The following is a 25934-nucleotide window of genomic DNA, read 5'->3' as shown; positions in this document are numbered from 1 at the left end:
AACTCCTCGGGATGAGTCCGCGCTACACCAGACGACCGGGCACGGTGAGATCCATCAGCGCGTCCCGGTGGACGCTCGGCGGCAGGGTCTGGAGCGCCGCCGCGGCCATCCGCACATGGCGGTGCGACACCTCGCGCGCCGCCTCCGACCCGTCGTAGGCGTGGACCAGTTCCGCCATCGCCTCGTAGCGCGTGGCGACCGGTACCGAGACGTCGGCGAGCAGGGTCTCGATCCGCTCCCGCTGGGGCGCGGAGGCACGTTCGTGGGCGAGCAGCACCGGCAGGGTGGGGCGGCCGTTGCGCACGTCGGAGACGTTCGGCTTGCCGGCCCGGGTGCCGTCGTAGGCCATCAGGTCGTCGCGTATCTGGTACGCGATGCCCAGTTGGTCGCTGTACTCGCTGAGGGCCTTGAGGGCGGTGTCGTCGGCGCCGCCCAGGGTGGCGCCGACGCCGCAGGCCATCCACAGCAGGGCACCGCTCTTGTCGGCGATCATGTCGAGGTAGGTGTCGACGGAGCAGATGCCGCGGCTCATCCGGATCTCCCGCAGAGCGGCGTCGCCGATCCGCAGTCCGGCTCGGGCCAGCACCGCCGTGGCCTGCGCGACCCGGGCGGCGGAGGCGCCGGCCTGCTGGCACTCGGCGAGGGCGGCGAAGCCGTGGAAGAACAGTCCGTCGCCGCCGACGATCGCGGCCGAGGCCCCGAACACCGTGTGCGCGGCCGGCTTGGCGCGCCGCTCCCCGTCGCTGTCGATGATGTCGTCGTGCATCATCGCGCCGACCTGTACGCATTCCAGGCCCACCGCCGCGGGCAGCACGGTGGCCATGTCACCTCCCACCGCGAGGCTGGAGCGGATCGCCAGCCAGGGGCCCATCATCTTGCCGAAGGGCATCAGTCCGTACCGCACCAGTTCGTCGAGTCCCGAAACGTCGTGCGGCCATCGGTTCTCGACCTCGGCCCGCACGATGTGCGCCACTTCGGGATCAGCGACCTGAGGCACATCGATGTCGGTCATGCGCACGACGTTAGGCAGCCCTCATCGGGCCTGTCGTCGTCGCCGGCCGGCCTCGGCCCGAGTGGGACCCAGGGATGGCATCTTTGTCCCGGAGCCGCTCAGGTCACCGTCGGGGTCAGCCGGCCGGCCAGGCTGGCCGCGGCCAGTTCGACCCGGGACCGGCAGCCGGTCCGGGCGAACAGCCGGGTCAGGTAGTTCTCGACGGTCTTCTCGCTGAGCTGGAGGCGCAGCGCGATCTGCCGGTTGGTCAGGCCCTCGCCGATCAGCTCGACCACCCGCCGCTCGGTGACGGCCGGGTCCTCCCGGCGGCCGGGGGCCCGCGGTGCGGGGACGCCGCGTTCGCGGGTCACCTCGCGGACGCGTTCCAGTGGCGCGGCCGCGCCGCACCGGGTGGCCAGGGCGTGGGCGTCGCGCAGCCAGGGCCGCGGGTTCTCGGCGAACCGGGCGATGACGAGGTACGACTCCAGCAGGGCCGGCAGATCACCGCGCACCTTCGTCATGGCGGTGGCCATGCGGACCTGCCGGAGGTCCCGGTGCACCAGGCCCCGGGCCAGCAGGAGGCTCTCCTTGGCCTCCGGCCCGGCCTCGGGGCGCAGCAGCTCGATCTCCGCCAGCAGGTCGGCGGCCCCGTCGTGGTCGTCGACGAAGGCGGCGACCCGTACCGCCCGGGTGAGCAGCAGGTGCAGTCCCTCGTGCAGGCCGGCCGCGCGCAGCCGCCGGCTGACCCGCAGCGCCAGCGGCGCGGCCCGCCGGTCGTGGCCGGTGCGGCTGTACAGGCCGATCCTGACCCAGGCGCGCAGCACGGCGAGGCCGGGCACCGGGGCGACGTCGGCCAGCCACTGCGCGGCCTGCCGGGGCTCGCCGCGCGCGGCGTCCATGTCGGCGGCGAGCAGCCGGGCCGCGTGGTGCACCAACGTGTCCTCGCAGTCGGCCAGTTCCAGCTCCCGGACCGCGGACATGGCCTGGGTCCAGTCGGCCCCGGTGTAGCCGTGCACGACCCGGCGGTACACGCCGAGCACGCCGGTGACCGGGACCCGGTGGCGGGCGCCGAGCGCGAGCTGCGTGACGGTGGCGAGGTCCACGCCCGGACCGGCGGCGGACCGGTCCGTTCCGGGCCACTCCACCGCCCGTCCGGACCGCCGCCAGGCCCGCTCGTAGGCGCTGGGGTCACCGGTCAACGCGGTACTCAGCAGCGCCATCCGCTCGACCGCCGCCAGGCCCGGCGCGACGTCCGCGGCCGCGAACGCGCCCGCCGTCGCCGCCGCCTGTCCCGCGACCGGGGCCGCCTCTGCGCCCACCGTTGCCCTCGGGACCGGGGCCGCCGCTCCGGCCGGGACCGGGTCCACCGCTCCCGGCCCCCGCCCCGAGGGCACCTTCCCGAACGGGGCCGGGTCCGCCGGCCCTGCCCCCAGGCCCGGGGCCACCTCCCCGGACGAGGGCGGGACCGGGCCCACCGCTCCTCCCCCCAGCCCCGAGGCCGCCTCCCCAGGCAAGACCGGGCACCCCGGCCCACACCCCACCGGCACCTCCCCCACCACCGGGACCACCTCCCCGGACGGAGACGGGGACGGGGACGGGGACGGGGACGGAGACGGGACCGGGCCCCCCGCCCCCTCCCCCGAACCCAAAGCCCCCTCCCCGGCCCGGACCACGCGGACCGGCCCATCCGCCGCCGCGCCCGCCGACCCATCCGCCGCCGCGCCCGCCGGCGAGGCCGCCGGCGAGGCCGCCCCGCTCGTCGCCGGCCCCCGGCCCGGCGCCGGCGGGCGGCCGAACCACCACTGGGCGAAGCCGAACGGCTCGCGGCCGGTGATGCCCGTGTCCAGCAGCGACCGCACCGCCCGCTCGGCCGGCGGGCGGCCGGAGTGCAGGGCGACGAGGACCGCCGCGAGATGGATCTGCGCCCGGGAGCCGGGGTCGCGGCCCTGTTCCGCGTAGTGCGCGTACTGGCCGAGCGCCTCGCGCAGCAGCTCGTACTGTCCGGTCCGGGCGACCAGGTGCAGCAGCCGCGTCAGTGTCCGGGCGTGTTCCGGCTCGCCGGGGTGAAGGCGGCGCAGCGCGGCCACGCACCACAGGGCCGCCCGCTCGGGCTGCTCCCGCTCGGCGTCCGCGGCGAGCCCGAGCAGCCGGCCGACCTCGGACGCGTCGAGCACGACGGACGCCCCGCCGCGCGCGACGTGGTCGGCGAGCAGCACGGGGTCGGCTCCCTCGCCCCGCCGCTGCCGGGCCAGCAGCCGCTCGGCGACCGACGCGTGCAGCGCGACGCCGAAGCCGCTGCCCGCGGCGCGGACGACGGCCGCGGCCAGGGCGGGGCACCGGCAGCTCACCCGGCCCGCCGGGTCGGCGACCAGCACCTCCGCCTCGATCAGCCGGTCGAGCAGCCGTCCGCAGTCGTCGAGGCCGGTCCCGAGCGCCTCGGCGAGCAGCGGCAGGTCACCGACGCCCACGCCCTCCCACAGGGCGACCGAGGCCGCCAGGCGGGCCGCCGGGGGGCCGGCCGCCGCCACCCGGCGCAACAGGTGGTGCCCGGCGGGCAGTTCGATCGGCTCGGCCGGCGTGCGCAGGCACAGCCGGCCGCGGAAGATGCTCAGCCGCCCGCGTCCGCGCAGGTCGGCCAGGGTGCCCAGCACGGTGCCGGGGTTGCCGAACAGCGGCCCCAGAGCGGTACGCAGCAGATCCGGCAGCGCCTCGTCCAGCCGCGCCCCGTACGCGCGGCGCACCAGGGACTCCGCCACGTCGTCGGCCAGCGGTCCGAGCCGCACCACCTGGTCGGCGGTGGCCAGCAGTTCGGCCTGCCCCGGAGCGTGCGCCGCGCGCTCCTCGCAGGTGGCGACCACCAGACAGCCGGACCGGCGGGCCGCGGTGAGCAGCGGGGCGGGCTCGGCGACCGCGTGCGCGTCGTCGGCCAGGACGGCCGTACGCCCCCGGCGGCCGGCGAGCCGGTCGAACAGACTGCCCAGCGCGGTGACCATGACCGGTGTCCAGCCGCCGGAGTCCCGTCCGGCCGCCTCGCCCAGCCGGGCCACCGCACCGAGCGCGTCCGCCAGCCCGGCCTCCGGGAACTCCTCGAACCGGTCGCGCACCGCGCGCGCCAGCGCCGCGAGGGCGAACGCGTCGTCGCCCGCGCCGTCCGGCCCGCTGCCCAGCCGCACCGGCAGGACCCGCGCCCCGGCCGCCCGCAGCATCCGCTCGGCCTCGTCGAGCAGCGCGGTCCGGCCGATGCCGGCCGGTCCCATGAGGACGATCAGTCTGCCGCCGCCGTCGGTCCCCGCCGCGCGCAGCACCGCGAGTTCCTGGTCCCTGCCCCGTACCGCGGCACGTGCTCGGGCCATCGCCGGCCTCCTCTTGTGACGCCTGGTGCGACGCGGTCCGGGGGCCGTCGCCCCGCGGAGCCGGCTCGCCTCGTCAACTCCCCTTGGAGAGCACGTGATTGTAACGTTCAGGAGGCCCTACGGACCGACCCGCTGGGCATACTGGTGAAGTGATCAACCACTGGCGCGACGCGCCCGTCGCGGACGGGCCGGCGCAGGCGCTGTTCGGCCGCGACGCCTCCGTGGCACGCGTCGTCGACCTCGCCACCTCGCCGGACGCCGCCGCACTGGTCCTCGTCACGGGCCCGACCGGGATCGGGCGCAGCTCCGTACTGAGCGCGGTCCGGGACGAGCTGGCCGCGCGGGACGTCGCCACCCTGACGCTGCGGGTGGCGCGCAACGAGCGGGACCGCCCGTTCTCCCTGGTCTCCCGGCTCTCCGCGGAACTGGTCGCGCTGAACCGGGCCGGCGACCCGCGGCGCGCGGCCCGGTCCGCCGCGCCGGCCGCGCGCCCTTCCCCGCGTACGCCGCCGCGCCCTGATCTGGCCCGTCAGCTGGCCGCCGAACTGCGCTCGTCGCTCAGCGCCTGCGACAAGCTCACCGTCCTCGTCGACGACGTGCACTGGACCGACCCGGACTCCCGAGCGGTACTGCTGCCGATGGTCCGGACGCTGGCGGGCGGACCGGTCACGTTCGTCTGCGCGCTGCGCCCGTCACCGGCCGACCCGGCGGGCGACCGGGCCGCGCTGGACCGGCTGCGGGCCGCCGGGCTCGCCGCGGTGGTGTCGCTGCGCCCGCTCGGCGAGTCGCAGGTCCGCGCCCTGGTCGCCGGGCGATTACAGGCCCAGCCGTCGGCGTCGCTGCTCGCCTATCTGCGCCGGGAGTGCCGCGGCCGCCCGGCCGCCGTACTCACCGCCCTGACGGGGCACCGGCGCAGCGGCTCGCTGCGGGTCTTCGACCGGCACGCCTACCTGGCGTCACCGGACTGGCCGCCGCTGCTGCCGTCCGCGCTGCCGCCGCTGGAGCACCTGAAGCAACTGGGCGGGCTGGTCTGGCCGGTGGCCAAGGCGATGGCCGTGCTGCACCCGCTGGGCGCGGCGGCGACCGGCCTGGTCGCCGCGGCCGTGGACGCCTCGCGGGACGAGGTCCGTGCGGCGCTGGCCGCGCTGCACGCCGAGGGGGAGCTGCGGCAGGGGCCCGGGCCGGACCACTGGCGGTTCCGGGTGCCGCTGCTCGCGTCCGCGCTGACCACCTGCCTCGGCCCGTACGAGCGGCGCCGGCTCGCCCGGCTGGCGGTCACCGCGCTGTGGGCCGGCGACGCCGTCGCGGACGACCGGTACCTGGCGGAACAACTGGTCACCGCGGGCCGCTTCGTGGACCCGGCGCGGGCCTCCGTGGAACTGCTCGCCGCGGGCACCGCCGCGATGCTGGACGACGGGTACTTCGCGGAGCGCTGGCTGCGGGCCGCCATCGACCTGATCACGGAGCCGGAGCGGCGCGCCCGGGCACTGGTCGCGCACGCCTCCACCTGCTGCATCCACCTGCGGTACGCCGAGGCGCTGGAGAGCGCCTGGGCGGTGCTGTCCGACCACGCCGACCTGGTCGGCTCGGAAGCCCTGCTGGAACTGGAGATGGTCTACGTCGTCTCGCTCGGCGGGATCTCCGACCGGGCGGCGCTCACCGCGTTCTGCGCGGACGGCTGGCGCTCGCTGCCGGGCGGTGCGGGGCACCGGATCCTCACCCGGTGTGCCGCGCTGTGCCAGCTCGACCGCTGGCGGGAGGCGGACGACCAGCTGGCGGCCGGGCGGGAGGTGTGGAGCCAGGACAACGATGTCGTCGCCGCGTTGGGCATGATCCTCACCGAGTGCATCGGGATCTTCCTCGGCCGGACCGAGCCGTTCGACCGGGCCGTCGCCGACCCGGCGCACTGGCCGCTGTGGGCGGCGGGGGCGCGGCACCGGTACGAGCGGCTGTCGCAGCTGGCCCGGGTCCTGATGACGTTCGGCGAACTGGACCGGGCGGAGGAGGTGCTGACGGCCCACGGGATGCTCTCCACCTACCGGCCGGTGCCGGACCGGGTGGTGGCGGACAGCCTGGGCGGCCGGTGGAACCCGGCGCTCAGCCTGGCCCGGGAGAGTCTGGCCACCGGCCTGTCGGTCGGTGATCTGCCCGTCCACACCCTGACCTGCCGGGAGTCGAGCGTGATCCTCGGTGCGCGTGGCCGGCTCGCCCGGGCCCGGGAGGTGATCGACCGGGCCCGGGAGGTGCAGCCGGTGATGCTCCATCTGCTGGCCGGGCCGGAGTCGTATCTGCACCGGTCCCTGGGCGATGCCGACCGGGCCGACCAGGTGGTCGAGGACGGGCTCGCCCAGGCCGTCCGGGGCGGGCTGGTGGTCGGCACCGACGAACTGTGGCTGAAGCGGACCCTGTCGAAGCTGGCCGCGGGTGACCGGGCCGCGGCCCTGCGCTGCGTGGCGGAGGCGAGCCGGGTCGCCGAACTGCTCGGCACCGGCCGGGCCCGGCTGTGCCGGCTGCTCGCCACCGCCGTGGCCCACCACGACCGGGCGGCGGCGCGGGAGGCGGTCCGGCTCGCGCGGCGGCGCGCCCAGCCGCTGGAGCAGGCCGACACGCTGGCCACGGTGGTGAGTCACGGACTGGGCGACCCGGCCCTGCTGCCCGAGGCGTACGCGCTCTACGGCGACCTCGACGCGCTGCTGCGCCGGGCCCAGTTGCGGAACCTGATGCGCGAGCACAAGGTCGCCGTGCCCGGCCGGAACCTGACCAGCGCCGAGAACGAGCACCTGCTCGCCACCCTGGTGGCCGAGGGACTGACCAACCGCGAACTGGCGGCCGTGCTCATGTGCAGCGAGAAGAGCGTGGAGAGCCGGCTGGGCCGGCTGTTCCGGCGCACCGGCTACCGCTCCCGGGTGGAACTCGCCTCGGCGATGCTGACGGGCGAGTACCCGGCGTGACTCCCCTCCGGCCGGCTCCCTGAGCCTTTCGACGGTCCTCGAAAGGCTTGTGGCCGTCGCCGGCTCGCACCTACGTTGAGGCGTCGTGGAAACGGCTGCCCGGCAGGGCCGAGCGGGACGCCGAAGCAGAAGCCCACTTCGTCAGGAGACTCCGCATGCGTCGCATCCTCATCGTGCTGCTGACCTGTCTGGGGCTGGCCGCGCCCGTGACCCTCACCGCGGCCGGCACCGCCTCCGCCGCCTCCGGCTCCGCGCAGACCACCGCCTGCAACGCGGGGTACGTCTGCATCTACGAGGGCGACATCTGGGACGGCAGCTCCAATCACCCCAAGGTCTACAACCTCTACTACTACGGCACGTACAACGTGCAGAACCTCATCGGTGACTACACCGTGGTGAACTGCCAGACCGGCGGCGCGCGCGTACAGGGCTGGACCGGCTACAACGCCACCGGCAGCGTCGCCTGGGACATCGGCAACAACTGCTCCTCGGGCCTGTGGACGGACCTCACCCCGACGAACTCGGTACGGCTGTACGCCTGACAACGGCCGAGGGCCGGTCTCGGATCTCTCCGAAACCGGCCCTGACCTGCGACTGTCTCCAGTCGGGACGACAGGATTTGAACCTGCGACCCCTTGACCCCCAGTCAAGTGCGCTACCAAGCTGCGCCACGTCCCGCTGCGGTCCCGCCCGGCCGTGCCGTGCGATCACGCGGTCAGTACCTTACCGCACACCACGGGGCGGGCGGAAAAGGGTGGCGGCGCGGCACAATCGGGGCATGGACAGCACTGCGGCGGGCCGGGACCGGGACGACGAGGGGCGGGCGCGCAACGCCCGGCCGCGGGACGGGCTCGGCCGGCCCCTGCCGTACGGCACGGACGGGGTGGCCCGGCAGCCCGAGGGCGTGGTGCGGCCGCCGCGGGAGACGGTGGCCGAGGCGCAGCGGCTGCTGGACGAGGGCAAGCCGTTCCACGCGCACGAGGTGTTCGAGGACGCTTGGAAGTCGGGTCCCGACGCGGAGCGGGAGCTGTGGCGGGGGCTGGCGCAGCTGGCGGTGGGGCTGACGCACGCGGCCCGGGGGAACCTCACCGGCGGGCCCCGGCTGCTGCGGCGCGGCGCCGGCGCGGTGCAGGCGTGGGCGGCGGGCGACGGCCGGCCGCGGCCGTACGGGATGGATCTCGGCGCGGTCGCCGGATGGGCGCGGGAGCTGGCCGACGACGTGGAGCGCGGCGGCACGGCGGTGGACGCGGCGGCGCGGGCGCCCCGGCTGCGCGGCTGACCCCGCCCGGCGTCGGTGCCGGCCGCGCGGTACGGCAGACTCGGGGTGTGCGGAAGATTCATGTCATCGGTATCGGCGCGGGCGACCCGCGGCAGCTGACCCTTCAGGCGGTCGACGCGCTGCGCGGCACGGACGTGTTCTTCGTCCTGGACAAGGGCGAGGTGAAGGCGGACCTCACCGAGCTGCGCCGGGACATCCTCCGGACGCATGTGCCGGAAGGGACGTACCGGATCGTTCAGGCGCGGGACCCGGAGCGGGACCGGACGGCGGGCGGCAGTGCCTACTCCCCCGCCGTCGGCGACTGGCGCAGTGCCCGCGCCGGGATCTACGAGCGGCTGATCGCCGAGGAACTGGGCGAGGACGAGCGCGGCGCGTTCCTGGTGTGGGGTGATCCGGCGCTGTACGACAGCACGCTGGGCATCCTGGAGGAGATCCTGGAGCGCGGTTCGGTGGCCTTCGAGTACGACGTGGTGCCCGGGATCAGCAGTGTGTCCGCGCTGGCCGCCCGGCACCGCACCGGGCTGAACCGGGTGGCCCGGCCGGTGCAGATCACCACCGGGCGGCGGCTCGCGGAGGAGGGTTTCCCGGCCGGGGTGGACGACGTGGTGGTGATGCTGGACGCCCGGCAGGCGTTTCGCGGGTACGCGGACCAGGACGTGCACATCTACTGGGGGGCCTACCTCGGTACGCCGGACGAGATCCTCGACTCCGGTCCGCTCGCCGAGGCGGCGCCGCGGATCGAGCGGCTGCGGGCCGAGGCGCGGGAGCGCAAGGGCTGGATCATGGATACGTATCTGCTGCGCCGCGCGCCCGGCGAGCGGTAGGGACACTCGGCCGGACCGGCACCGCATGCGTGGCCCGGTCACCGATGTGATCGTGGCCGGGTGACAGTCGCCGAGGAAACGCCGCGGACCGCCGCCGCCCAGCCGCCGGTGCTGGACCGGCGGCGGCGCAACGTGGTCTTCGCCACCATCGTGCTGGGCATGCTGCTGGCCGCCCTGGACCAGACGATCGTCGGCACCGCGCTGCCGACGATCGTTTCGGACCTCGGCGGGGCCGAGCACATGTCGTGGGTGGTCACGTCCTATCTGCTGGCCGAGACCGTGGCGACCGTGCTGGTCGGCAAGTTCGGCGACCTGTTCGGACGCAAGATCGTCTTCCAGGTCTCGGCGATCGTGTTCATCGTGGGCTCGTTCCTGTGCGGGCTGTCCACCAACATGACGCTGCTGATCGTGTGGCGGGCCATGCAGGGCGTCGGCGCGGGCGGGCTGATGGTGACCGCGATGGCGCTGATCGCGGATGTGATCCCGCTGCGCGAGCGCGGCAAGTACCAGGGGGCGATCGGGGCCGTGTTCGGCGTGGCCACGGTCATCGGGCCGCTGCTCGGCGGGCTGTTCACCGACCATCTGTCCTGGCGGTGGGCGTTCTACGTCAACGTCCCCATCGCGGTCGTGGTGGTGCTGGCCGCCGCCCGCACCATTCCGGTGGTGAAGTCGGCGCTGCGGCCGGTCATCGACTATCTGGGCATCGCGCTGGTGGCGATCGGCGCCGGCGCGCTGATCCTGGGCACCAGTTGGGGCGGCAACCAGTACGCCTGGGGCTCACCGGTGATCATCGGGCTGTTCGCCGGCGGGGTGGTGGCGCTCGCGCTGTTCTGCTGGACGGAGAACCGGGCGGCCGAGCCGATGCTGCCGATGCGCCTGTTCCGCAACCCGGTGTTCACGGTCTGCTCGATCCTCAGCTTCATCGTCGGTTTCGCCATGCTCGGCGCGATGACGTACCTGCCGAGCTACCTCCAGTACGTCGACGGCGACTCGGCCACCGTCTCCGGGGTGCGGACGCTGCCGATGGTGATCGGGCTGCTCGCCTTCTCCGTGCTCAGCGGCACCGTGGTCAGCCGGACCGGGCAGTACCGGCTGTTCCCGATCGCCGGCGCGCTGGTGATGGCGCTGGGCCTGTACCTGATGTCCCGGATGGGCCCGGACACCGGCGCGGCGCTGGAGTCGCTGTACATGTTCGTGCTCGGCGCCGGCATCGGACTGTGCATGCAGGTGCTGATCATCGCCGTGCAGAACACCGTCGAGTACGCCGAACTGGGCACCGCCACCTCGGGCGTCACCTTCTTCCGCACCCTCGGCTCCTCGTTCGGCACCGCCGTCTTCGGCACGATCTACGCCAACTCCCTCACCCCGAACCTGCGGGACGGGATCGCCGCCGCGGCGGCGACGGGGGCCGCCGATCCGGCGACGATCAGCCGGGCGGCGACCAGTCCGGAGGGCGTGCACTCACTGCCGCCCCGGGCGGCGGCGCCGGTCATCGGCGCGTACGCGGACACCATCCAGACCGTCTTCCTGTGGACGGTGCCGGTCGCGGCGCTCGGCTTCGTGGTCGCCCTGTTCCTCAAGCAGGTGCGGCTGCGGGACAGCGCCCGGGCCGGCTCCACCGACCTGGGCGAGGGGTTCGCCTCGCCGAACGACACCGATTCGCGCCGGGTGCTCGAATCGTCGGTGGGGAAGATCATCGGCGGTACCCGGCTGGAGACCGCGCGCCGGATCATCGCGGACAGCGACACCCGGCTGGACACGGCGGGCGCGTGGGCGGTGATGCAGGTCGAGCTGTTCACGCGGCTGGTCGGGCATGCCGGCCTCGGGCTGATCGCCACCCGGCACCGGGTGCCGCCGGAGGTGCTGCTGCCGGTGTTCGACCGGATGGTGCAGGAGGGGTACCTGACCCGGGACGGTTCGCTGCTGTCGCACACCGCGGCGGGCGCCCGGGAGGCGGCCGTGATCGCGCGGGCCTGGACGTCCTGGCTGGAGGACCGGGTGGAGCGGGACATCGGCCGCCCCAGCGACGCGGAGGTGCGGGCGGCGGTCGACTCGATCGCCAAGCGGCTGCTGGTGGAGGACCTGAGCAGCGGGCTGCCGGCCCGGGCCCGGCGGCCGGCCGGCGCGACCGCCGGGGTCTGAGCTCAGCGCAGCAGCAGCTGGAGGCCGCCCAGCACGGTCGCCGCGATCACCAGCCGCTCGAACAGCTGCTGGTTGATCCGGTGCACGGCCCACTTGCCGAGCAGCGCGCCGGGCACGACGAACAGCACGAGCGCGGCGTCGAGCAGCAGCGAGTACCCGTCGATCAGGCCGAGACCCACGCTGAACGGCAGCTTGGAGACGTTGACGATCAGGAAGAAGAAGGCGGAGGTGCCGAGGAAGCCGAGCTTGCGGAAGCCCGCGGAGAGCAGGTACAGCGACATCACCGGGCCGCCCGCGTTGGCGACCATGGTGGTGAAGCCGCCGAGGACGCCGTACGAGCGGGCCTTGAGCCGGCCGGCCCGGGTGGCGGCTTCCCGCTCCGGCCGCTGCGGTGCCTCGGCCGTCCGCCGCCGCCACACCGTCACCGCGGCCATCACCAGCAGGATGACGCCGATCGACATCCGCACCGCGCCGTCGCCGGCCCACATCAGGAAGAGGGTGCCGGCCACCACCCCGGCGCCGACCGCCGGGAACAGCCGCCACAGGGTGGGCCAGTGCGCGTGCTTCCGGTAGGTGAGCACGGCCAGCACGTCCCCGGCGATCAGCACCGGCAGCAGTACGCCGGTGGAGGCCCGGGCGGGCAGCAGCGCCGCGAAGATCGCGAGGCTGACCGTGTTGGCCCCGCTCACGGCCGTCTTGGCGAAGCCGACGAGCAGGGCCGCGAAGGCCAGCGCCGCCAGCTCCCAGCCGGTGAGGTGCCAGTGCGTCATCATGTCCATTACGGGGACTGATGCTATGTGCACCGGTCCGGTGCCGTAAGGACCGTCTCGCTGAGCGGTCCCTACCCGGCGGCGTACCGCACCCGCAGTTCCCGCTTGAGCACCTTCATGCTGGGGCCGAGCGGCAGGGCGTCGGTGTACTCCACCCGGCGCGGGTACTTGTGCCGGCCGAGGTGTTCCTTGGACCACTCGGTGAGGCCGGCCGGGTCCGGGGCGGCGCCGGGGGCGGGCACCACCACGGCGCACACCTCCTCGCCGTGCAGGTCGTCGGGGAGGCCGATGACGGCGACCTGGGCGATGGCCGGGTGCCGGGCGAGCACCTCCTCGACCTCGCGCGGGTAGACGTTGTAGCCGCCGCGGATGATGACGTCCTTCTTGCGGTCGACGATGCGCAGGAAGCCCTCGTCGTCCTTGGTGCCGAGGTCGCCGGTGCGGAACCAGCCGTCGACCAGCGCCTCGGCGGTGGCCTCGGGGCGGCCGAGGTAGCCGGCGAAGACGTTGTGGCCGCGGATGACGACCTCGCCCAGTTCGTCCGGCGGCAGCAGTTCGATCCGGCCCTCCACCTCGGCGCGGGCGATCTCCACGTCGACGCCCCACAGGGGGTGCCCGATGGTGCCGGGCCGCGCGCCGAACACCGGCTGGTTGACGGAGGCGGCCGGCGAGGTCTCCGACAGCCCGTAGCCCTCGTAGATCTTGGCGCCGAACGCCGTCTCGAACCGTTCCAGCACGGCGACCGGCAGTGAGGCGCCGCCGGAGACGCACACCCGCAGCCCGGGCAGCCGCCCCGCCCCGGCCGCGGCGGCGGCCAGGGCGACGAACATGGTGGGCACCCCGTGGAAGGTGTTGACGTTCTCCTCGGTCATCAGCTCGATCGCGCGCGCCGCGTCGAAGCGCGGCAGCAGCACGAGGGTGGCCCCGGCCCGCCACACGGAGTTCATGGAGACCGTCTGCCCGAAGGCGTGGAACAGCGGCAGCGCGCCCAGCGCGATGTCGTCGGGCCGGATGTCGTTGGCGTCGAAGGCGTTGACCGTGGCGTTCATCACCAGGTTGAAGTGGCTGAGCACGGCGCCCTTGGGGACGCCGGTGGTGCCGCTGGTGTAGAAGACCACGGCGGGGTCGTCGGCCTCGCGGGTGACGTACGAGGTGAGCGGCTCGGCGCCGGCGGCCAGCTCGGCGAACTCCGTGCCGAGCTGGATCACCCGCAGCCCGGCGGCGCGGGCCGCGGCGGTGCCGGTCCCGGCCTGCGCGGGGTGGCACAGCAGCAGGGTGGCGCCGCTGTCGGTGAGGACGTGCTCGACCTCCTCCGCCGACAGCAGCAGATGGACCGGGACGACCACGCCGCCGGCCGCCGCGATCGCGTAGTACGCCTGCGGGAACTCCGCCGTGTTGGGCGCCATCAGCGCGACCCGGTCGCCGGGCCGGACGCCGAGTTCCACGAGGGCGCCGGCCCGGGCCAGGGCCCGCTGCCACACGTCGGCGAAGGTGAGCCGCAGCCCGCCCTCGACCAGGGCCTCCTTGCGCGGGCGGCGCCGGGCGTTCTCGGCGAGGATCGCGGCGACGGAGAGGGTTGCCATGGAGTGATGCTCCGTTTCCTTGCGGCCGTCGACGAGCACCGCGCTGCCCTGCCCCATACCGGCGGACGGTCCACGGTGACCGTTAATTAGCACTGCTAGTTTTGGACTATAGACCGCCCGGCGGCTCCCTGGGAAGATCCCCCTTCAGACCCTTCGCCGACGCAGCTGGAGGACCAGTGGCAGCGCCCCGCACGCACACCCTGACCGGCACCCGGGGCCGGATCGCCGTCCACCGGTGGCCCGCCGGCCGTCCCCGGTACGTGGCGCTGCTGGTGCACGGCTACGGCGAGCACCTCGGCCGGTACGCCGGGCTGGCCGGCGTGCTGACCGGGCACGGCGGCGCGGTGTACGGGCCCGATCACCTCGGGCACGGGCGATCGGACGGCGAGCGGGTGCTGATCGAGGACTTCGAGGACGTCGTCACCGATCTGCGCGCCGTGGCCGAGCTGGCCGGGGCCGCCCACCCGGGCCTGCCGGTCGTCGTGATCGGCCACTCGATGGGCGGGCTGATCGCCGCCCGGTACGCCCAGCGCCACCCGGCAGGGCTCGCCGCGCTGGTGCTGTCCGGTCCGGTGATCGGCGACTGGGAGCTGCCGCGCCGGCTGCTCGCCCTGGAGCAGATCCCCGACACGCCGATCAGCCCGGCCGCGCTGTCCCGGGACCCGGCGGTCGGGGCGGCGTACGCGGCCGACCCGCTGGTGTGGCACGGCCCGATGAAGCGGCCGACGGTGGAGGCGTTCGTGACGACCCTGAAGACCGTCGCCGACGGCGGTGGCGTCGGCCGGCTGCCGCTGCTGTGGCTGCACGGCACGGACGACCGGCTGGTGCCGCTCACCGGCAGCCGGCCCGGCGTCGAGCGGCTGTCCGGCGGGGAACTGACGGAGCGGATCTATCCGGGCGCCCGGCACGAGGTGTTCCTGGAGACGCACCGCGCCGAGGTGTTCGCGGACCTGACCGGGTTCCTGGACGGCGCGCTCGGCCGCTGAGCCACCCGTCCGGGCGGATTGTTTGCGCAGGTGCCGCCGGGGCACCCGGATGGTCATGGGGCGGTCGCGCCGCACGGCCCCGCCGGGGAGGACATCGCACCGCTGGTCCCCTTGAGCGGCCGCGCGCGCCACCGCACCGCCACACAAGTCGACGCCGCAAGGAGCAGCACCGTATGACTGTCGTGAAGAGCACGATTCCGGAGTCGGCCCGTCAGGTCACCGGGGACGCGTTGCAGAACACGCTCGTGGATCTTCTCGGGCTCTCCCTGATCGGGAAGCAGGTGCACTGGAACATCGTGGGGCCCCGGTTCCGCTCGATCCACCTCCAGCTCGACGAGATCGTCTCGGCGGCCCGGGAGTTCGCGGACACCGTCGCCGAGCGCTCGTCGGCCCTCGGGATGCCGGCCGACGGCCGCCCGGAGACGATCGCCACCGCGTTCACCCTGCCCTCCCCGAAGAACGGCTGGATCCGGGACGAGGACGCCGTCGCGCTGATGACCGAGACGCTCCAGGAGGCCATCGCCCGGCTCCGGGAGCGGATCAAGGCCACCGACGAGCCCGACTCGGTCACCCAGGACCTGCTGATCAGCATCACCGCGGAGCTGGAGAAGCAGCGCTGGATGTTCGACGCCGAGAACTGGCCGAAGGAGGACTGACCGGCGCGTCCGCCACCGCCGCACCGCACGCACGTACGCACCACGGAACCAGGGAAAAGGGGCATCTCATGGCCGACGCCCTCGAACTCGACGCGCTGTGGGAGGGCTTCCACCGCGCGGTGAACATGACCTCCGCCGAGCTCTCGGCCTGGCTGCGGGTCAGCGACGCCGACGAGACCACCGAGCCGCTGCCGGACCAGGCCGGTTCGCCGGCCGGACAGCGGGTCCTCGCCATCCTGCAGAAACGCCGCACCGACCTCACCGAGGACGACCTGGGCGTGATGCGGGCGGTGGTGGACACGGTCACCGACGAGACGGACGTGGCGAACGAGCCGGTGGCCGAGGACACCGACCGCCGGCACCGGCTGATGAGCCTCGGCCACGACCCGCTCAAGGGCTGACCGTGGACCGCGAGACGCGCCTCGTGCGCGAACTCGTCGGCACGCACGGACGGACCTACGCCGCGGAGGCGGGCGTCCGGCTGCGGGACACCCCGCAGCCGCTGTACCAACTGCTGGTGCTGGCCCATCTGCTGAGCGCCCGCATCCGCGGCTCGGTGGCGGTGGCCACCGCCCGTGCGCTGCGCGAGGCACAGCTGGGCGACCCGGGCCGGATGGCCGCGGCCGGCCGGCAGACGCGGGTGGACGCGCTGGGCCGGGGCGGCTACCGGCGCTACGACGAGCGCACCGCCACCCAGCTCGGCGCGGAGGCCGAGCTGCTGACCGAGCGCTGGGGCGGGGACCTGCGCCGGCTCCGCGAGGAGGCGGACGGCGAGGTGCCCGCCCTGCGCCGGCTGCTCCAGGAGTTCAACGGGATCGGACCGACCGGTGCCGACATCTTCCTGCGCGAGGTCCAGGGCGTGTGGCCCCAGGTCGCTCCCTACCTGGACCGGAAGGCGCTGAAGGGCGCGGAACGCCTCGGCCTGCCCGCCGACCCGGCCCGGCTGTCGGCCGCCGCCGGGCGAACCGACCCGGCGGTGCTCGCCGCCGCGCTGGTCCGGGCGTCGGTGGACAAGCAGGTCGCGCGGGACATCCGGGAGCGGGCGTCGGCGTGACGTACTCCCCGGCGGCGGGCGCTGAAAGTATGATCAAGCGATGTCTGACATGACCGAAACCACGCCGGGCTGGCTGACCACCGACGAGCTCGAGTCGGCGCGCGCCCGCCTGCCCATCCTGTACGTCGAGGCCGTGCCCGTGCGGGTCGACGACAGCGGCGAAGTCACCAGCGTCGGCCTGCTGCTGCGCATCGGACCCGACGGGACGGTCAGCCGGACCCTGGTCTCGGGCCGGGTGCTGCACCACGAGCGGGTCCGGGACGCCCTGCTGCGGCACCTGGAGAAGGACCTCGGCCCGGTGGCGCTGCCCCGGGTGCCGTCCTCGCTCCAGCCGTTCACGGTGGCCGAGTACTTCCCGACCCAGGGTGTCACCCCGTACCACGACCCCCGGCAGCACGCGGTGTCCCTCGCCTACGTGGTGCCGGTGACCGGTGACTGCCGGCCCCGGCAGGACGCGCTGGACCTGGTCTGGTTCAGCCCTCACGAGGCGCTGTCACCGGCGGTGCAGAGCGAGATGCCCGGCGGGCACGGCGTGCTGCTGAAGCAGGCGCTGGCCCATGTGGGCTGCGTGCTCTGATCCGTTCCGCCGGTCAGCGGGTGCCCGGACGGCCGCCCTCCGGTTCGCCCTGTCCCTGCCAGGGACGGGCGAGTGCCGTGAGGGCGAGCCCCGCCGCGGCCAGGCTGGCCAGCATGATCGTCGCCATCGGCAGCGAGCTGTCCTCGCCGAACAGGCCGACCAGCGGCGAGGCGACGGCGCCGAACAGGAACTGGCAGCCGCCGAGCAGCGCGGACGCGGCGCCCGGCGCGTGCCGGGCCAGTGACTGGCCGATGCTCATGGTGCCGGGGAAGACCATGCCGATGCCGAAGCAGGTCACGAACAGCGTCGCCCAGGTACCGGCGAGGGTCTCCCCCGCGGCGGCGACCAGCAGCACCTGTGCCAGCGCGCCGAGCAGCGCGATGCCGACGCCCGCGCTCAGCAGGGTGTTCAGCCGCAGCCGTCCGGCCAGCTTCTGGAAGACGAAGCCGGAGATCAGGATGCCGACGGCGTTGCTCGCGAAGATCAGCGAGTAGAGCGTCGAGGAGACGCCGTGGATCTCCTCGAAGACGAAGCTGGACCCGCTGATGTAGGAGAACAGCGCGGCGGAGACGCAGGCGAGGACGAGCACGTACCCCATGAAGGTCCGGCGGCCGAGCAGGGCGCCCATGGCGCGGAAGGTGCTGCCGACACCGCCGCCGTGCCGCCGCTCGGGCGGCAGGGTCTCGGGAACGCGGCGCACCACCGCGAGCAGCAGCAGGACGCCTATCAGGGTGAGGACGGCGAAGACCGCGCGCCAGCTGGAGACCGACAGGACGGCACCGCCCAGGACCGGCGCGGCGACCGGGGCGACGCCCATGATCTGGGAGAGGACCGCGAAGTAGCGGGGCAGGTCGGCGCCCTGGAAGCGGTCGGTGAGGACGGCTCGGGCGAGCACCATGCCGGCCGCCGCGGCGACGCCCTGGAGGAAGCGGGCGGCGGTCAGCAGGGTGATGTCGGGGGCGGCGGCGCAGGCGACGGAGCAGACGATGAAGCCGGTGGTGCCGGCCATGAGCAGCCGGCGGCGTCCGACGCTGTCGCTGACGGGCCCGATCAGCAACTGCCCGACGACCAGGCCGGCGAGGAACGCGGTCATGGTCAGCTGCACGGCCGAACTGCTCGCGTCGAGCGTCTCCCCCATCGCGGGGAAGCCCGGCACGTACATGTCGATGGCGAGCGGTGCCACGGCGGTCAGCGCGGCCAGTACGGTGACCAGCAGCGCGGGGCGCACGGCGAGCGGGGCGGCGGCGCCGGGCGCGGCGGTTCGGGAGGGGGACGGCGATACCATGCGCGCAACGATAACCAATGGTTCACCAGTTAACGAAGCTGCCGGAGGCGGTTGCCATGTTCCCCTCCCCCGCCGAGACCCGGGCCCAGTGGGCGGCGCGGCTGCCCGGTCTCGACACCTCGCCGATGGAGGTGGTGGCCGCGCTCAAGCACGCGGTCGGCCTGCTCGACCAGGCGCTCGACCCGCTCTACGAGGGCGCCTGTCTCACCCCGGCCGAGATCGGTACCCTCGTGCCGCTGCGGCACGCCGCCCAGCCCCTCATCGCCCGCCGGCTCGCCGAACGCCTGGGCCTGTCCCCGGCGGGGGTCAGCAAGACGCTGGCCAAGCTGGAGAAGCGGGGACTGATCGCGCGGACCCCGAATCCGGCCGACCGGCGCTCGGTGCTGGTGACCATCACCGCGGAGGGCGCCCGGACCGTGGACGACCTCTTCCCCCGGCAACTGGCCGCCGAGGGCGAGCTGCTGGCGGGGCTCGGGGCGGACCGGGAGTGGGTGCTGGGGGCGCTGCGGCGGCTGGTGCAGATCATGGAGAGCAACCGCCGCTAGCGGCCGTCGTCGTCGCTGAGCTGCGGGTCCAGGTCGTCGCGGAGCAGGCCCCGGCTGCCGGTCTGGCCGGTGCGGTAGGCGGAGCGGGCCACCAGGTGCGAGGCGACCGGGCCGGTCAGGAACTGGAAGAAGCCGATCAGCGCGAGGGTGCCCAGGTCGATGCCGTTGCGCAGCCGCAGCGCCACCCCGACCAGCACCAGCAGCAGCCCCAGGGTCTGCGGCTTGGTCGCGGCGTGGCTGCGGGAGAGCACGTCGGGGAAGCGGAGCATGCCGATGACGCCGAGCAGGCTCTGGAAGCTGCCGAGCAGCAGCAGGCACGCGCCGGCCAGGTCGGCGGCCTCGGCCCAGGGGTTCACCGGTGGTCCTCCTTGCCGTCGGGCCGGACGGTGGGCCGGTCGCGTACGGCGATGAACCGGGCGATGCCCACCGAGCCGGTGAAGCCGAGGAAGGCGAGGACCAGCATGATGGGGAAGTAGAAGGCGTCGCCGTCGTGCGCGGACTTGGCGCCGATGCCGGCGATGATCAGCGCGGCGGCCACGTCCAGGGCGATCGCCCGGTCCAGCATCGAGGGGCCGCGCCAGATCCGGAACAGCAGCAGGGCGCCCGCGGCCAGGATGAGTACGACCGAGGCGATCAGCATGCCGTCCTCGACGGTGTGCAGGGTCTTCACGGCGACTGCTCCCCTTCCGGTACCGGCCGGGCGACCAGGGCGATGTCCCCGGCGGTGCCGAAGGCCCGGGCGACGAGTTCCTCCATGCGCCACACCTGCCGCTTGGCGCTGTCGACGGCGCCGGGGTCGTCGGCCTCCAGGACGTGCACGAACACGGTGGCCGTCGCGCGCCGCACCTCGATGATGGAGCCGCCCGGCACGTTGGAGACGGCGACCGCGGTGGCGGTGAGCATCAGGTCGCTGCGGCCGCGCAGCGGGACGGCGACGACCGCCGCGTGGCAGGGGTCCTTCGCGAAGATCTGCCGGGTGACCTGGACGCTGGAGGAGAACATGTCGTAGAGCAGACAGGCGCCCAGCCGCAGGATGCCCAGCGGGCGCAGTCGCAGGCCGAGGTCGACGGCGGGCAGCGGGAAGGCGAGGCAGACGGCGACCGCGACGATGATCCCGTTGACCAGGTTGCCCCATGACACGGTTCCCCACAGCAGGTTCCAGATGACGGTCAGCCAGGCGATGAGCGGCAGGTCCAGGACCCGCCGTCCGCCGCCCACGCGCAGGGACCAGCTGTACGGGGAGCGGTGCCGGAACAGGTCGCTCATCGGCCGAGCACCGCCTCGATGTACGGGGTGCGGGCGAGGAGTTCGGCGGCGGCGTGCTCGGTGAAGGTGGTGAGCGGGCCGCCGAGCACGGTGTACAGCAGGCCGAGGGCGACGGCGGCGCAGGTGGCGACGACCATCGGCCACGGCAGGTGCTTGGTGGTGGTGATGGACTGCCCGAGGAAGCTGGCGGGGACCACGGCGCCGGCGGGGATGTGCCGGTGGTCCCCTGATCTCTTCCTCCGGTAAGGGTCGTCCGAGCCACCGCCGCCGTCCGAGCCACCGCTGTCGCCGCTGTCGCCGCTGTCGTCGGAGTCGCCGGCGTCGTCGCTGTCGTCCTCCGCCGATTCCAGGACCACCCCCTCCCCCGCGAATCCGGGCGGGGCCTCGCGCCAGAAGGCGAGGTTCCACACCTTGGCCATGACGTACAGGGTGAGCAGGCTGGTGGCGGCGGAGCCGGCGACCAGCACCCAGGCCCAGCCGCCGCCGTCCGCGACGCCCGCCCGCATCAGGCCGACCTTGCCGATGAAGCCGGACAGCGGCGGGATGCCGGCCAGGTTCATGGCGGGCACGAAGAACAGCACGGCGAGCAGCGGCGCGGATTTGGCGAGGCCGCCGAGACGGGTGAGTTCGGTGCTGCCGGCCCGCCGTTCGATGAGCCCGGCGACCAGGAACAGGGTGGTCTGCACGGTGATGTGGTGGGCCACGTAGACGATCGCCCCGCTCAGTGCGTCCCGGCCGGCCAGGCCGATGCCGAAGACCATGTAGCCGATGTGGCTGATGAGGGTGAAGGACAGGACGCGTTTGAGGTCGGTCTGCGCGACCGCGCCGAGGATGCCGATGACCATCGAGGCGAGCGCGGCCAGCATCAGCAGGTCGCCGAGGCGGTGGCCGGGGAAGAGCAGGGTCTGGGTGCGCAGCATCGAGTACACCCCGACCTTGGTGAGCAGGCCCGCGAAGACGGCGGTGACCGGGGCAGGCGCGGTCGGGTAGGAGTCGGGCAGCCAGGCGGCGAGCGGGAAGACGGCCGCCTTGATGGCGAAGACGGTCAGCAGCATGGCCTCCAGCAGGGTGCGCACCCCGGCCGGGACCTCCTGGAGGCGGCCGGCGAGCTGGGCGAAGTTGACGGTGCCGGCCACCGCGTAGGTCATGGCGATGCCGATCAGGAACAGCAGCGAGGAGAAGAGGGAGATGATCACGTACGTGGCGCCGGCCCGGACCCGGGTCGCGGTGCCGCCGATGGTGAGCAGCACGAAGCTGGCCACGAGCATGATCTCGAAGCCGACGTAGAGGTTGACGAGGTCGCCGGCGAGGAACGTGCAGGAGACCCCGGCGACCAGGATCAGGTAGGCGGGGTGGAAGACGCCGAACGGGGTCTGGTCGTCGCGGTCGGCCATGCCCTGGCCCAGTGAGTACAGGTGGACGAGCAGGGTGACGGCGCTGGACACGGTGAGCATCAGGCCGGCCAGCCGGTCGGCGACGAGGGTGATGCCGAGCGGCGGCGGGAAGTCGCCGAGGTTCACGTGCAGCGGGCCCTGCCGGTCGGCGGTGATCATCAGGATCACCGAGAGCACGAAGACCACGCCGAGCACGGCGAGGCTGATCAGCCGCTGGAAGCGCTGGAGCCGGGGCCCGATGGCGAGCTTCAGGCCGGTGACGAAGAGGGGCAGCAGGACGGGGAGCGGGACGAGCGCGTTCACGGGGAGCCTTCCTGGCCGGCGCCCTCGGGGTCGTCGGGCTGGTCGGGAGCGGGACTTCCCGGCCGCTCGGAGTCCTCGTCGGGCTCGCGGCCGGTCTCCCCGGGGTCGTTGGAGGGGCCGGCCTCCCGGGCGGGGGCCGGGCCGGGGCGCCCGGTGGCGTCGGTGGAGCCCCGTTCCTGGCCCGCGCGGTAGTCCTCCGGGTCGGCGCCGAGGATGTCGTTCCACAGGTTTCCGGAGACGTCGGTGGCGCGGGCCTGGTAGGCGCGTTCCTCCCGCAGCCGTTCGCGCAGCCGTTTGCGGGCGGCCCGGTAGCGGTCGCGCTGTTCCCGGGTGGTGCCGCGCTCGGCCCGCGCCCGGCGGTAGCCCGACCGCAGTTCACTGCGCCGGTCCAGGACCTCGGCGCGCAGCGCGACCAGCCGGTCCTCGGTGTCGTCGTGGATCTCGTCGGAGCCGGTGACCTGGTGGCTGCGGTAGGCCATGGAGAGCAGGAAGGCGGTGGTGGCGAGGGTGATGACGATCGCGGTGAGCGCGATGGCCTGGGGCAGCGGGTCGGTGACGCGGTTGCGGATGACGTTCGGGTAGAGCAGCGGCGCGTCGCCGGCGCTGCCGGTCGAGGTGAGGACCAGCAGGTTGACGCCGTTGCCGAGGATCACGGCGCCGAGCAGGATGCGGGTCAGGGACCTGGTGAGCAGCAGGACACCGCCGACGGCGTTCAGCACGGCGGCGGTCACCAGGAGCGCGAGGCTGACGGTCATCCGGGACCCGCCTCCCGTCGCCGGGCGGGTGGGGCGGGGTGGGCGGCGCGGGCGGGATCGGCGGCGCGGGCGGGATGGACGGCACGGCCGGAATGGACAGCACGGCCGGAATGGACAGCACGGCCGGGGGCCGGGAGAGAGCCGACGGCCGGGAGTGAGCCGAGGTCCGAAAGAGAGCCGAGGTCCGGAAGAGACCCGAGGTCCGGAAGAGACCCGAGGTCCGGGAGAGAACCGACCGTCATGCGGGACCCGCCTCCCGTCGCCGGGCGCGCTGGGCGGCGGCCCGTTCGATGTGCCGGTCGATGCGGGAGCCCAGCGCGCGCACGATGTCCAGGACGACGCCGAGGACCAGGAGGTAGACCCCGCAGTCGAAGAGGACGGCGGTGGACAGGTGGACGTCGCCCCACACCGGGAGGTGACCGTGCCAGGTCCAGCCGTGCAGCACGGTGCCCTCGGCGAGTCCGCCGAGCGCCACGGCCGTGGACAGGAACAGGCCGAGGCCGGTGAACAGGCCGGGGGCGAACGGCGCGGCGTCGGCGAGTTCGTGCCGGCCGCCCGCCAGATAGCGGGTGATGAAGGCGACCCCGGCCACCAGGCCGGCCACGAAACCGCCGCCCGGCAGGTTCTCCGCGCACATCAGCAGGTAGACGGAGAGGACCAGGATCGGGTGGTAGAGGAGGCGCGCGACGACTTCGAGGACGATGGAGCGGCGCTCGGGGGCGAGGGTGGCGCCGGCCGCCAGCCAGGTCCGTTCCGGCGCGCTCTCGTCGCCGCTGGGCAGGCCGGCCAGGGTGCCCGAGGAGACGCTGCCCTGGGTGCGCAGGGCGGCCTCCGGGTGGTCGCCGGGCAGCGGCAGGACCGGCTGGTCGGCGCCGTCGGTGCGGCGGTGCAGGTAGATGAGGCTGGTGACGCCGACCGCGGCGGCGGCGAGGACGGCGGACTCGCCCATCGTGTCCCAGGCCCGCAGGTCCACGAGGATGGTGGCGACCACGTCCTTGAGGCCGTGGTGGGCGACCTCCTCGACCATGGCGTCCCCGGCGGAGTCGCCGGCCCGCCGGTGTCCCGCCATGATCCAGACGACGAAGGCGACGGCGGCGCCGCCCACCAGGGCGACCGGCATCCGCAGGGCGCGCCGCAGCAGGACGAAGTTCTCCTCGAAGAGCACCGGCATCCGGCGCAGCACCAGCACGAAGACGATCATGGAGACGGTCTCGACGCAGAACTGGGTGAGGGCGAGGTCGGGGGCGCCCTGGAGGACGAAGAGCAGTGCCGTGCCGTAGCCGGTGAGCCCGGCCAGCACCACGGCCTTCATCCGGCGCCGTACGCCCAGGCAGAGCAGGCCGACGGCGCAGATCAGGACCGCGACCGCGGCCTGGGCCGGGGTGTCCCACAGCCGCGGGGCGGGGGCGCCGGTCCAGGGTTCGTCCACCACCAGGACGGCGATCTGCCCGGCCAGCACCACGCTCAGGGTCGTCACCAGGTACACCGACAGCGAGCCGCGCTGCACGAAGCCGGTGCACTGGAGGGCGGTGCGTTCCAGGGCGAGCAGCAGCCTGCCGAAGTTCCGGTCGGCGGAGCGCCAGGCGAGTCTCGCCCCGGTCCGCGCGACGGGCCCGGCGGCGAGGAACAGCAGCACACCGCCGGCCCAGGCCGCGCAGGACAGCAGCAGGGCGGGCCCCATGCCGTGCCAGAGCGCCAGGTGGTACGGGTGCGCGGGCACCGGGAACTGCGCGGCGTACGTGCCGAACAGCCCTTGGAGCCAGGCGACTTCGGGGCCGAGGACCAGGCAGGCGAGGGCCAGCACGGCGGGCGGGGCGAGGAAGGCCGCCGGGACGCGGTGGGCGGGGGTGTCGGGGACGCCGGGTTTGCGGGCGAAGGCGCCCCACAGGTAGCGCAGGGTGTAGGCGGTGGTCAGCGCCGAGCCGACGACGGTCGCGGCGAGCGCCCAGCGGTCGGCGGTGTCCCCGTCCAGCAGGGTCTGGAACGCGGCCTCCTTGGCGGCGAAGCCGAGCAGCGGCGGTACGGCGGCCATGGACAGCCCGGCCGCCACGGCGACCGCGCACACCGCGGGCAGCCGCCGCCCCAGCCCGGACAGGCGCCGGAGGTCCCGGGTGCCGGTGGCGTGGTCGACGATGCCGGTGACGAGGAACAGCGGCGCCTTGAACAGGGCGTGCCCGAGGATCATGGCGGTGGCGGCGATCGCGGTGTTGTACCGGCCGGCCCCGGTGAGGACGGTGAGGAAGCCGAGCTGGCTGACGGTGCCGTGGGCGAGGACCAGTTTCAGGTCGTTCAGGCGCAGCGCCCGCCAGCCGCCGAGCAGCATGGTGGCGGAGCCGAGGATCAGCAGCAGCGGCCGCCAGGGCGTGACCTCGGCGAAGGCGGGCGCGAGCCGGGCGATCAGGTAGACGCCGGCCTTGACCATCGCGGCGGCGTGCAGATAGGCGCTGACCGGGGTGGGCGCGGCCATCGCGTTGGGCAGCCACAGGCTGAACGGCCAGATCGCGGACTTGGACAGGGCGCCGACGAGGATCAGCACCACGGCCGCGGACAGCGCGCCGGACGCGGGCGGCGGGTCGGCGAGGATCGCCGAGATCCGGTACGTCCCCGCTTCCTGGCCGAGCAGCAGGAAGCCGACCAGCATGGTCAGTCCGCCGAGCGTGGTGACGGTGAGGGCCTGCAGGGCGCTGCGCCGGTTGCGTTTGTGGTCGCTGGTCTGGCCGATCAGCAGGTACGAGAAGACGGTGGTCAGTTCCCAGAAGATGTACAGCAGGATCAGGTCGTCGGCGAGGACCAGACCGAGCATCGCCCCGGCGAAGGCGAGCAGGTTGCCCGCGAACCGGCCCAGCTGGGGCGAGCGGTCGTCGAAGTAGGAGCCGCAGTAGACCAGTACGAGGGTGCCCACCCCGGCGGCGAGCAGCACCATCAGTTCGGCCGGCGCGTCCAGGCGCAGCGCCCAGTCCACGCGGTAGGCGGGCAGCCAGGTCCATACGTGGGTGTCGGCGCCGCCCGCGGCCACCGTGCTCCACCGGCCCGCCGCCCAGACGGTGGCGGCCGCGGGCGGCAGGGCCAGCACCAGGAAGGCACGCGTCCCGCACCACCGCACGAGCGGCGCGGCGCACAGCGCGAGCGCGAAGTGGCACAGGACGAGCGCGGTCATACGGGTCCGCCGGGACTGGGCACCCGACAGTGATATATCGGATATGCCGCCTGTGTACCCAGG

Annotated in this window: 22 protein-coding genes and 1 tRNA gene; 11 read left to right on the top strand and 12 right to left on the bottom strand. The window is 74.1% G+C overall.

What is annotated here, in order from left to right; all coding sequences use genetic code 11:
- Positions 1-22: 22 nt before the first annotated feature.
- Entirely contained in the window at positions 23-1012 is a 990-nt protein-coding gene (locus AB0G32_RS27170; RefSeq protein WP_361168546.1) for a polyprenyl synthetase family protein, read from the bottom strand.
- Positions 1013-1110: 98 nt separating this feature from the next.
- Positions 1111-4344, bottom strand: coding sequence for a LuxR C-terminal-related transcriptional regulator (locus tag AB0G32_RS27165; protein ID WP_361168543.1), 3234 nt, complete (start codon positions 4342-4344; stop codon positions 1111-1113).
- 149 nt (positions 4345-4493) lie between these two features.
- Here AB0G32_RS27165 and AB0G32_RS27160 point away from each other — a divergent pair, with 149 nt between their 5' ends.
- Entirely contained in the window at positions 4494-7295 is a 2802-nt protein-coding gene (locus AB0G32_RS27160; protein WP_361168540.1) for a LuxR family transcriptional regulator, read from the top strand.
- A gap of 155 nt (positions 7296-7450) precedes the next feature.
- The gene (locus AB0G32_RS27155; RefSeq protein WP_361168537.1) at positions 7451-7837 is read left to right on the top strand and encodes a hypothetical protein; all 387 of its coding nucleotides are present in this window, start codon (positions 7451-7453) and stop codon (positions 7835-7837) included.
- Between the two features lie 62 nt (positions 7838-7899).
- Here the strand turns inward: AB0G32_RS27155 and AB0G32_RS27150 are convergent.
- Positions 7900-7973, bottom strand: a tRNA-Pro gene (locus AB0G32_RS27150).
- 100 nt (positions 7974-8073) lie between these two features.
- Between AB0G32_RS27150 and AB0G32_RS27145 the strand changes: the two genes are divergently transcribed.
- Genes AB0G32_RS27145 through AB0G32_RS27135 form a run of 3 tightly spaced genes read left to right on the top strand, consistent with a single transcriptional unit; the run spans position 8074 to position 11540 of the window.
- Positions 8074-8574 (top strand): DUF309 domain-containing protein, encoded by a 501-nt coding sequence (locus AB0G32_RS27145; protein ID WP_361168534.1) that lies wholly within the window; start codon positions 8074-8076, stop codon positions 8572-8574.
- Positions 8575-8621: 47 nt separating this feature from the next.
- Positions 8622-9398, top strand: coding sequence for a precorrin-6A synthase (deacetylating) (cobF, locus tag AB0G32_RS27140; protein WP_361168531.1), 777 nt, complete (start codon positions 8622-8624; stop codon positions 9396-9398).
- A 60-nt stretch (positions 9399-9458) separates the two neighbouring features.
- On the top strand, positions 9459-11540 hold the full coding sequence (locus AB0G32_RS27135; RefSeq protein WP_361168528.1) for an MDR family MFS transporter: 2082 nt from the start codon (positions 9459-9461) through the stop codon (positions 11538-11540).
- Between the two features lie 2 nt (positions 11541-11542).
- Here AB0G32_RS27135 and AB0G32_RS27130 read toward each other — a convergent pair whose 3' ends face one another.
- On the bottom strand, positions 11543-12319 hold the full coding sequence (locus AB0G32_RS27130) for a sulfite exporter TauE/SafE family protein (protein ID WP_361168525.1): 777 nt from the start codon (positions 12317-12319) through the stop codon (positions 11543-11545).
- 62 nt (positions 12320-12381) lie between these two features.
- Positions 12382-13893: a long-chain fatty acid--CoA ligase gene (locus tag AB0G32_RS27125; RefSeq protein ID WP_361168522.1), complete on the bottom strand. Its 1512-nt coding sequence runs from the start codon at positions 13891-13893 to the stop codon at positions 12382-12384.
- Positions 13894-14069: 176 nt separating this feature from the next.
- On the opposite strand from AB0G32_RS27125, the gene AB0G32_RS27120 reads away from it, so the two are divergent.
- From AB0G32_RS27120 to AB0G32_RS27100, 5 genes are all read left to right on the top strand, one after another.
- Positions 14070-14879 carry a lysophospholipase gene (locus tag AB0G32_RS27120; protein WP_361168519.1) on the top strand — a complete coding sequence of 270 codons (810 nt, stop codon included), beginning with the start codon at positions 14070-14072 and terminating at the stop codon, positions 14877-14879.
- Positions 14880-15052: 173 nt separating this feature from the next.
- Positions 15053-15535 carry a DNA starvation/stationary phase protection protein gene (locus AB0G32_RS27115; RefSeq protein ID WP_361168516.1) on the top strand — a complete coding sequence of 161 codons (483 nt, stop codon included), beginning with the start codon at positions 15053-15055 and terminating at the stop codon, positions 15533-15535.
- A 68-nt stretch (positions 15536-15603) separates the two neighbouring features.
- Positions 15604-15936 (top strand): DUF3140 domain-containing protein, encoded by a 333-nt coding sequence (locus AB0G32_RS27110; RefSeq protein WP_361168513.1) that lies wholly within the window; start codon positions 15604-15606, stop codon positions 15934-15936.
- A 2-nt stretch (positions 15937-15938) separates the two neighbouring features.
- On the top strand, positions 15939-16589 hold the full coding sequence (locus tag AB0G32_RS27105; RefSeq protein ID WP_361168510.1) for an endonuclease: 651 nt from the start codon (positions 15939-15941) through the stop codon (positions 16587-16589).
- 49 nt (positions 16590-16638) lie between these two features.
- Entirely contained in the window at positions 16639-17166 is a 528-nt protein-coding gene (locus AB0G32_RS27100) for an NUDIX hydrolase family protein (RefSeq protein ID WP_361168630.1), read from the top strand.
- A gap of 13 nt (positions 17167-17179) precedes the next feature.
- Here the strand turns inward: AB0G32_RS27100 and AB0G32_RS27095 are convergent, their stop codons facing one another.
- Entirely contained in the window at positions 17180-18451 is a 1272-nt protein-coding gene (locus tag AB0G32_RS27095; protein ID WP_361168507.1) for a multidrug effflux MFS transporter, read from the bottom strand.
- A 56-nt stretch (positions 18452-18507) separates the two neighbouring features.
- On the opposite strand from AB0G32_RS27095, the gene AB0G32_RS27090 reads away from it, so the two are divergent.
- Positions 18508-18996 carry a MarR family transcriptional regulator gene (locus AB0G32_RS27090; RefSeq protein ID WP_361168504.1) on the top strand — a complete coding sequence of 163 codons (489 nt, stop codon included), beginning with the start codon at positions 18508-18510 and terminating at the stop codon, positions 18994-18996.
- Here the strand turns inward: AB0G32_RS27090 and mnhG are convergent.
- From mnhG to AB0G32_RS27060, 6 genes are all read right to left on the bottom strand, one after another.
- Entirely contained in the window at positions 18993-19352 is a 360-nt protein-coding gene (gene mnhG / locus AB0G32_RS27085; protein ID WP_361168501.1) for a monovalent cation/H(+) antiporter subunit G, read from the bottom strand. The genes AB0G32_RS27090 and mnhG overlap by 4 nt on opposite strands.
- The gene (locus AB0G32_RS27080) at positions 19349-19636 is read right to left on the bottom strand and encodes a monovalent cation/H+ antiporter complex subunit F (RefSeq protein ID WP_361168627.1); all 288 of its coding nucleotides are present in this window, start codon (positions 19634-19636) and stop codon (positions 19349-19351) included. The genes mnhG and AB0G32_RS27080 overlap by 4 nt, the downstream gene beginning before the upstream one ends.
- 26 nt (positions 19637-19662) lie before the next feature.
- Positions 19663-20262: a Na+/H+ antiporter subunit E gene (locus tag AB0G32_RS27075; RefSeq protein WP_361168498.1), complete on the bottom strand. Its 600-nt coding sequence runs from the start codon at positions 20260-20262 to the stop codon at positions 19663-19665.
- Positions 20259-21959, bottom strand: a complete 1701-nt coding sequence (locus AB0G32_RS27070) for a Na+/H+ antiporter subunit D (protein WP_361168495.1) — start codon at positions 21957-21959, stop codon at positions 20259-20261. Before AB0G32_RS27070 ends, AB0G32_RS27075 begins: the two co-directional genes overlap by 4 nt.
- Complete coding sequence (locus AB0G32_RS27065) at positions 21956-22714, bottom strand: Na(+)/H(+) antiporter subunit C (RefSeq protein WP_361168492.1); 759 nt, start codon at positions 22712-22714, stop codon at positions 21956-21958. Before AB0G32_RS27065 ends, AB0G32_RS27070 begins: the two co-directional genes overlap by 4 nt.
- Positions 22715-22952: 238 nt before the next feature.
- Positions 22953-25871 carry a Na+/H+ antiporter subunit A gene (locus tag AB0G32_RS27060; protein WP_361168489.1) on the bottom strand — a complete coding sequence of 973 codons (2919 nt, stop codon included), beginning with the start codon at positions 25869-25871 and terminating at the stop codon, positions 22953-22955.
- Positions 25872-25934 lie beyond the last annotated feature (63 nt).

Origin of the sequence: Streptomyces sp. NPDC023723 (assembly GCF_040639815.1) — a bacterium.
In the GTDB taxonomy this organism is placed as follows: Bacteria; Actinomycetota; Actinomycetes; order Streptomycetales; family Streptomycetaceae; genus Streptomyces.
This window is presented reverse-complemented; position numbering and strand designations above follow the sequence as displayed.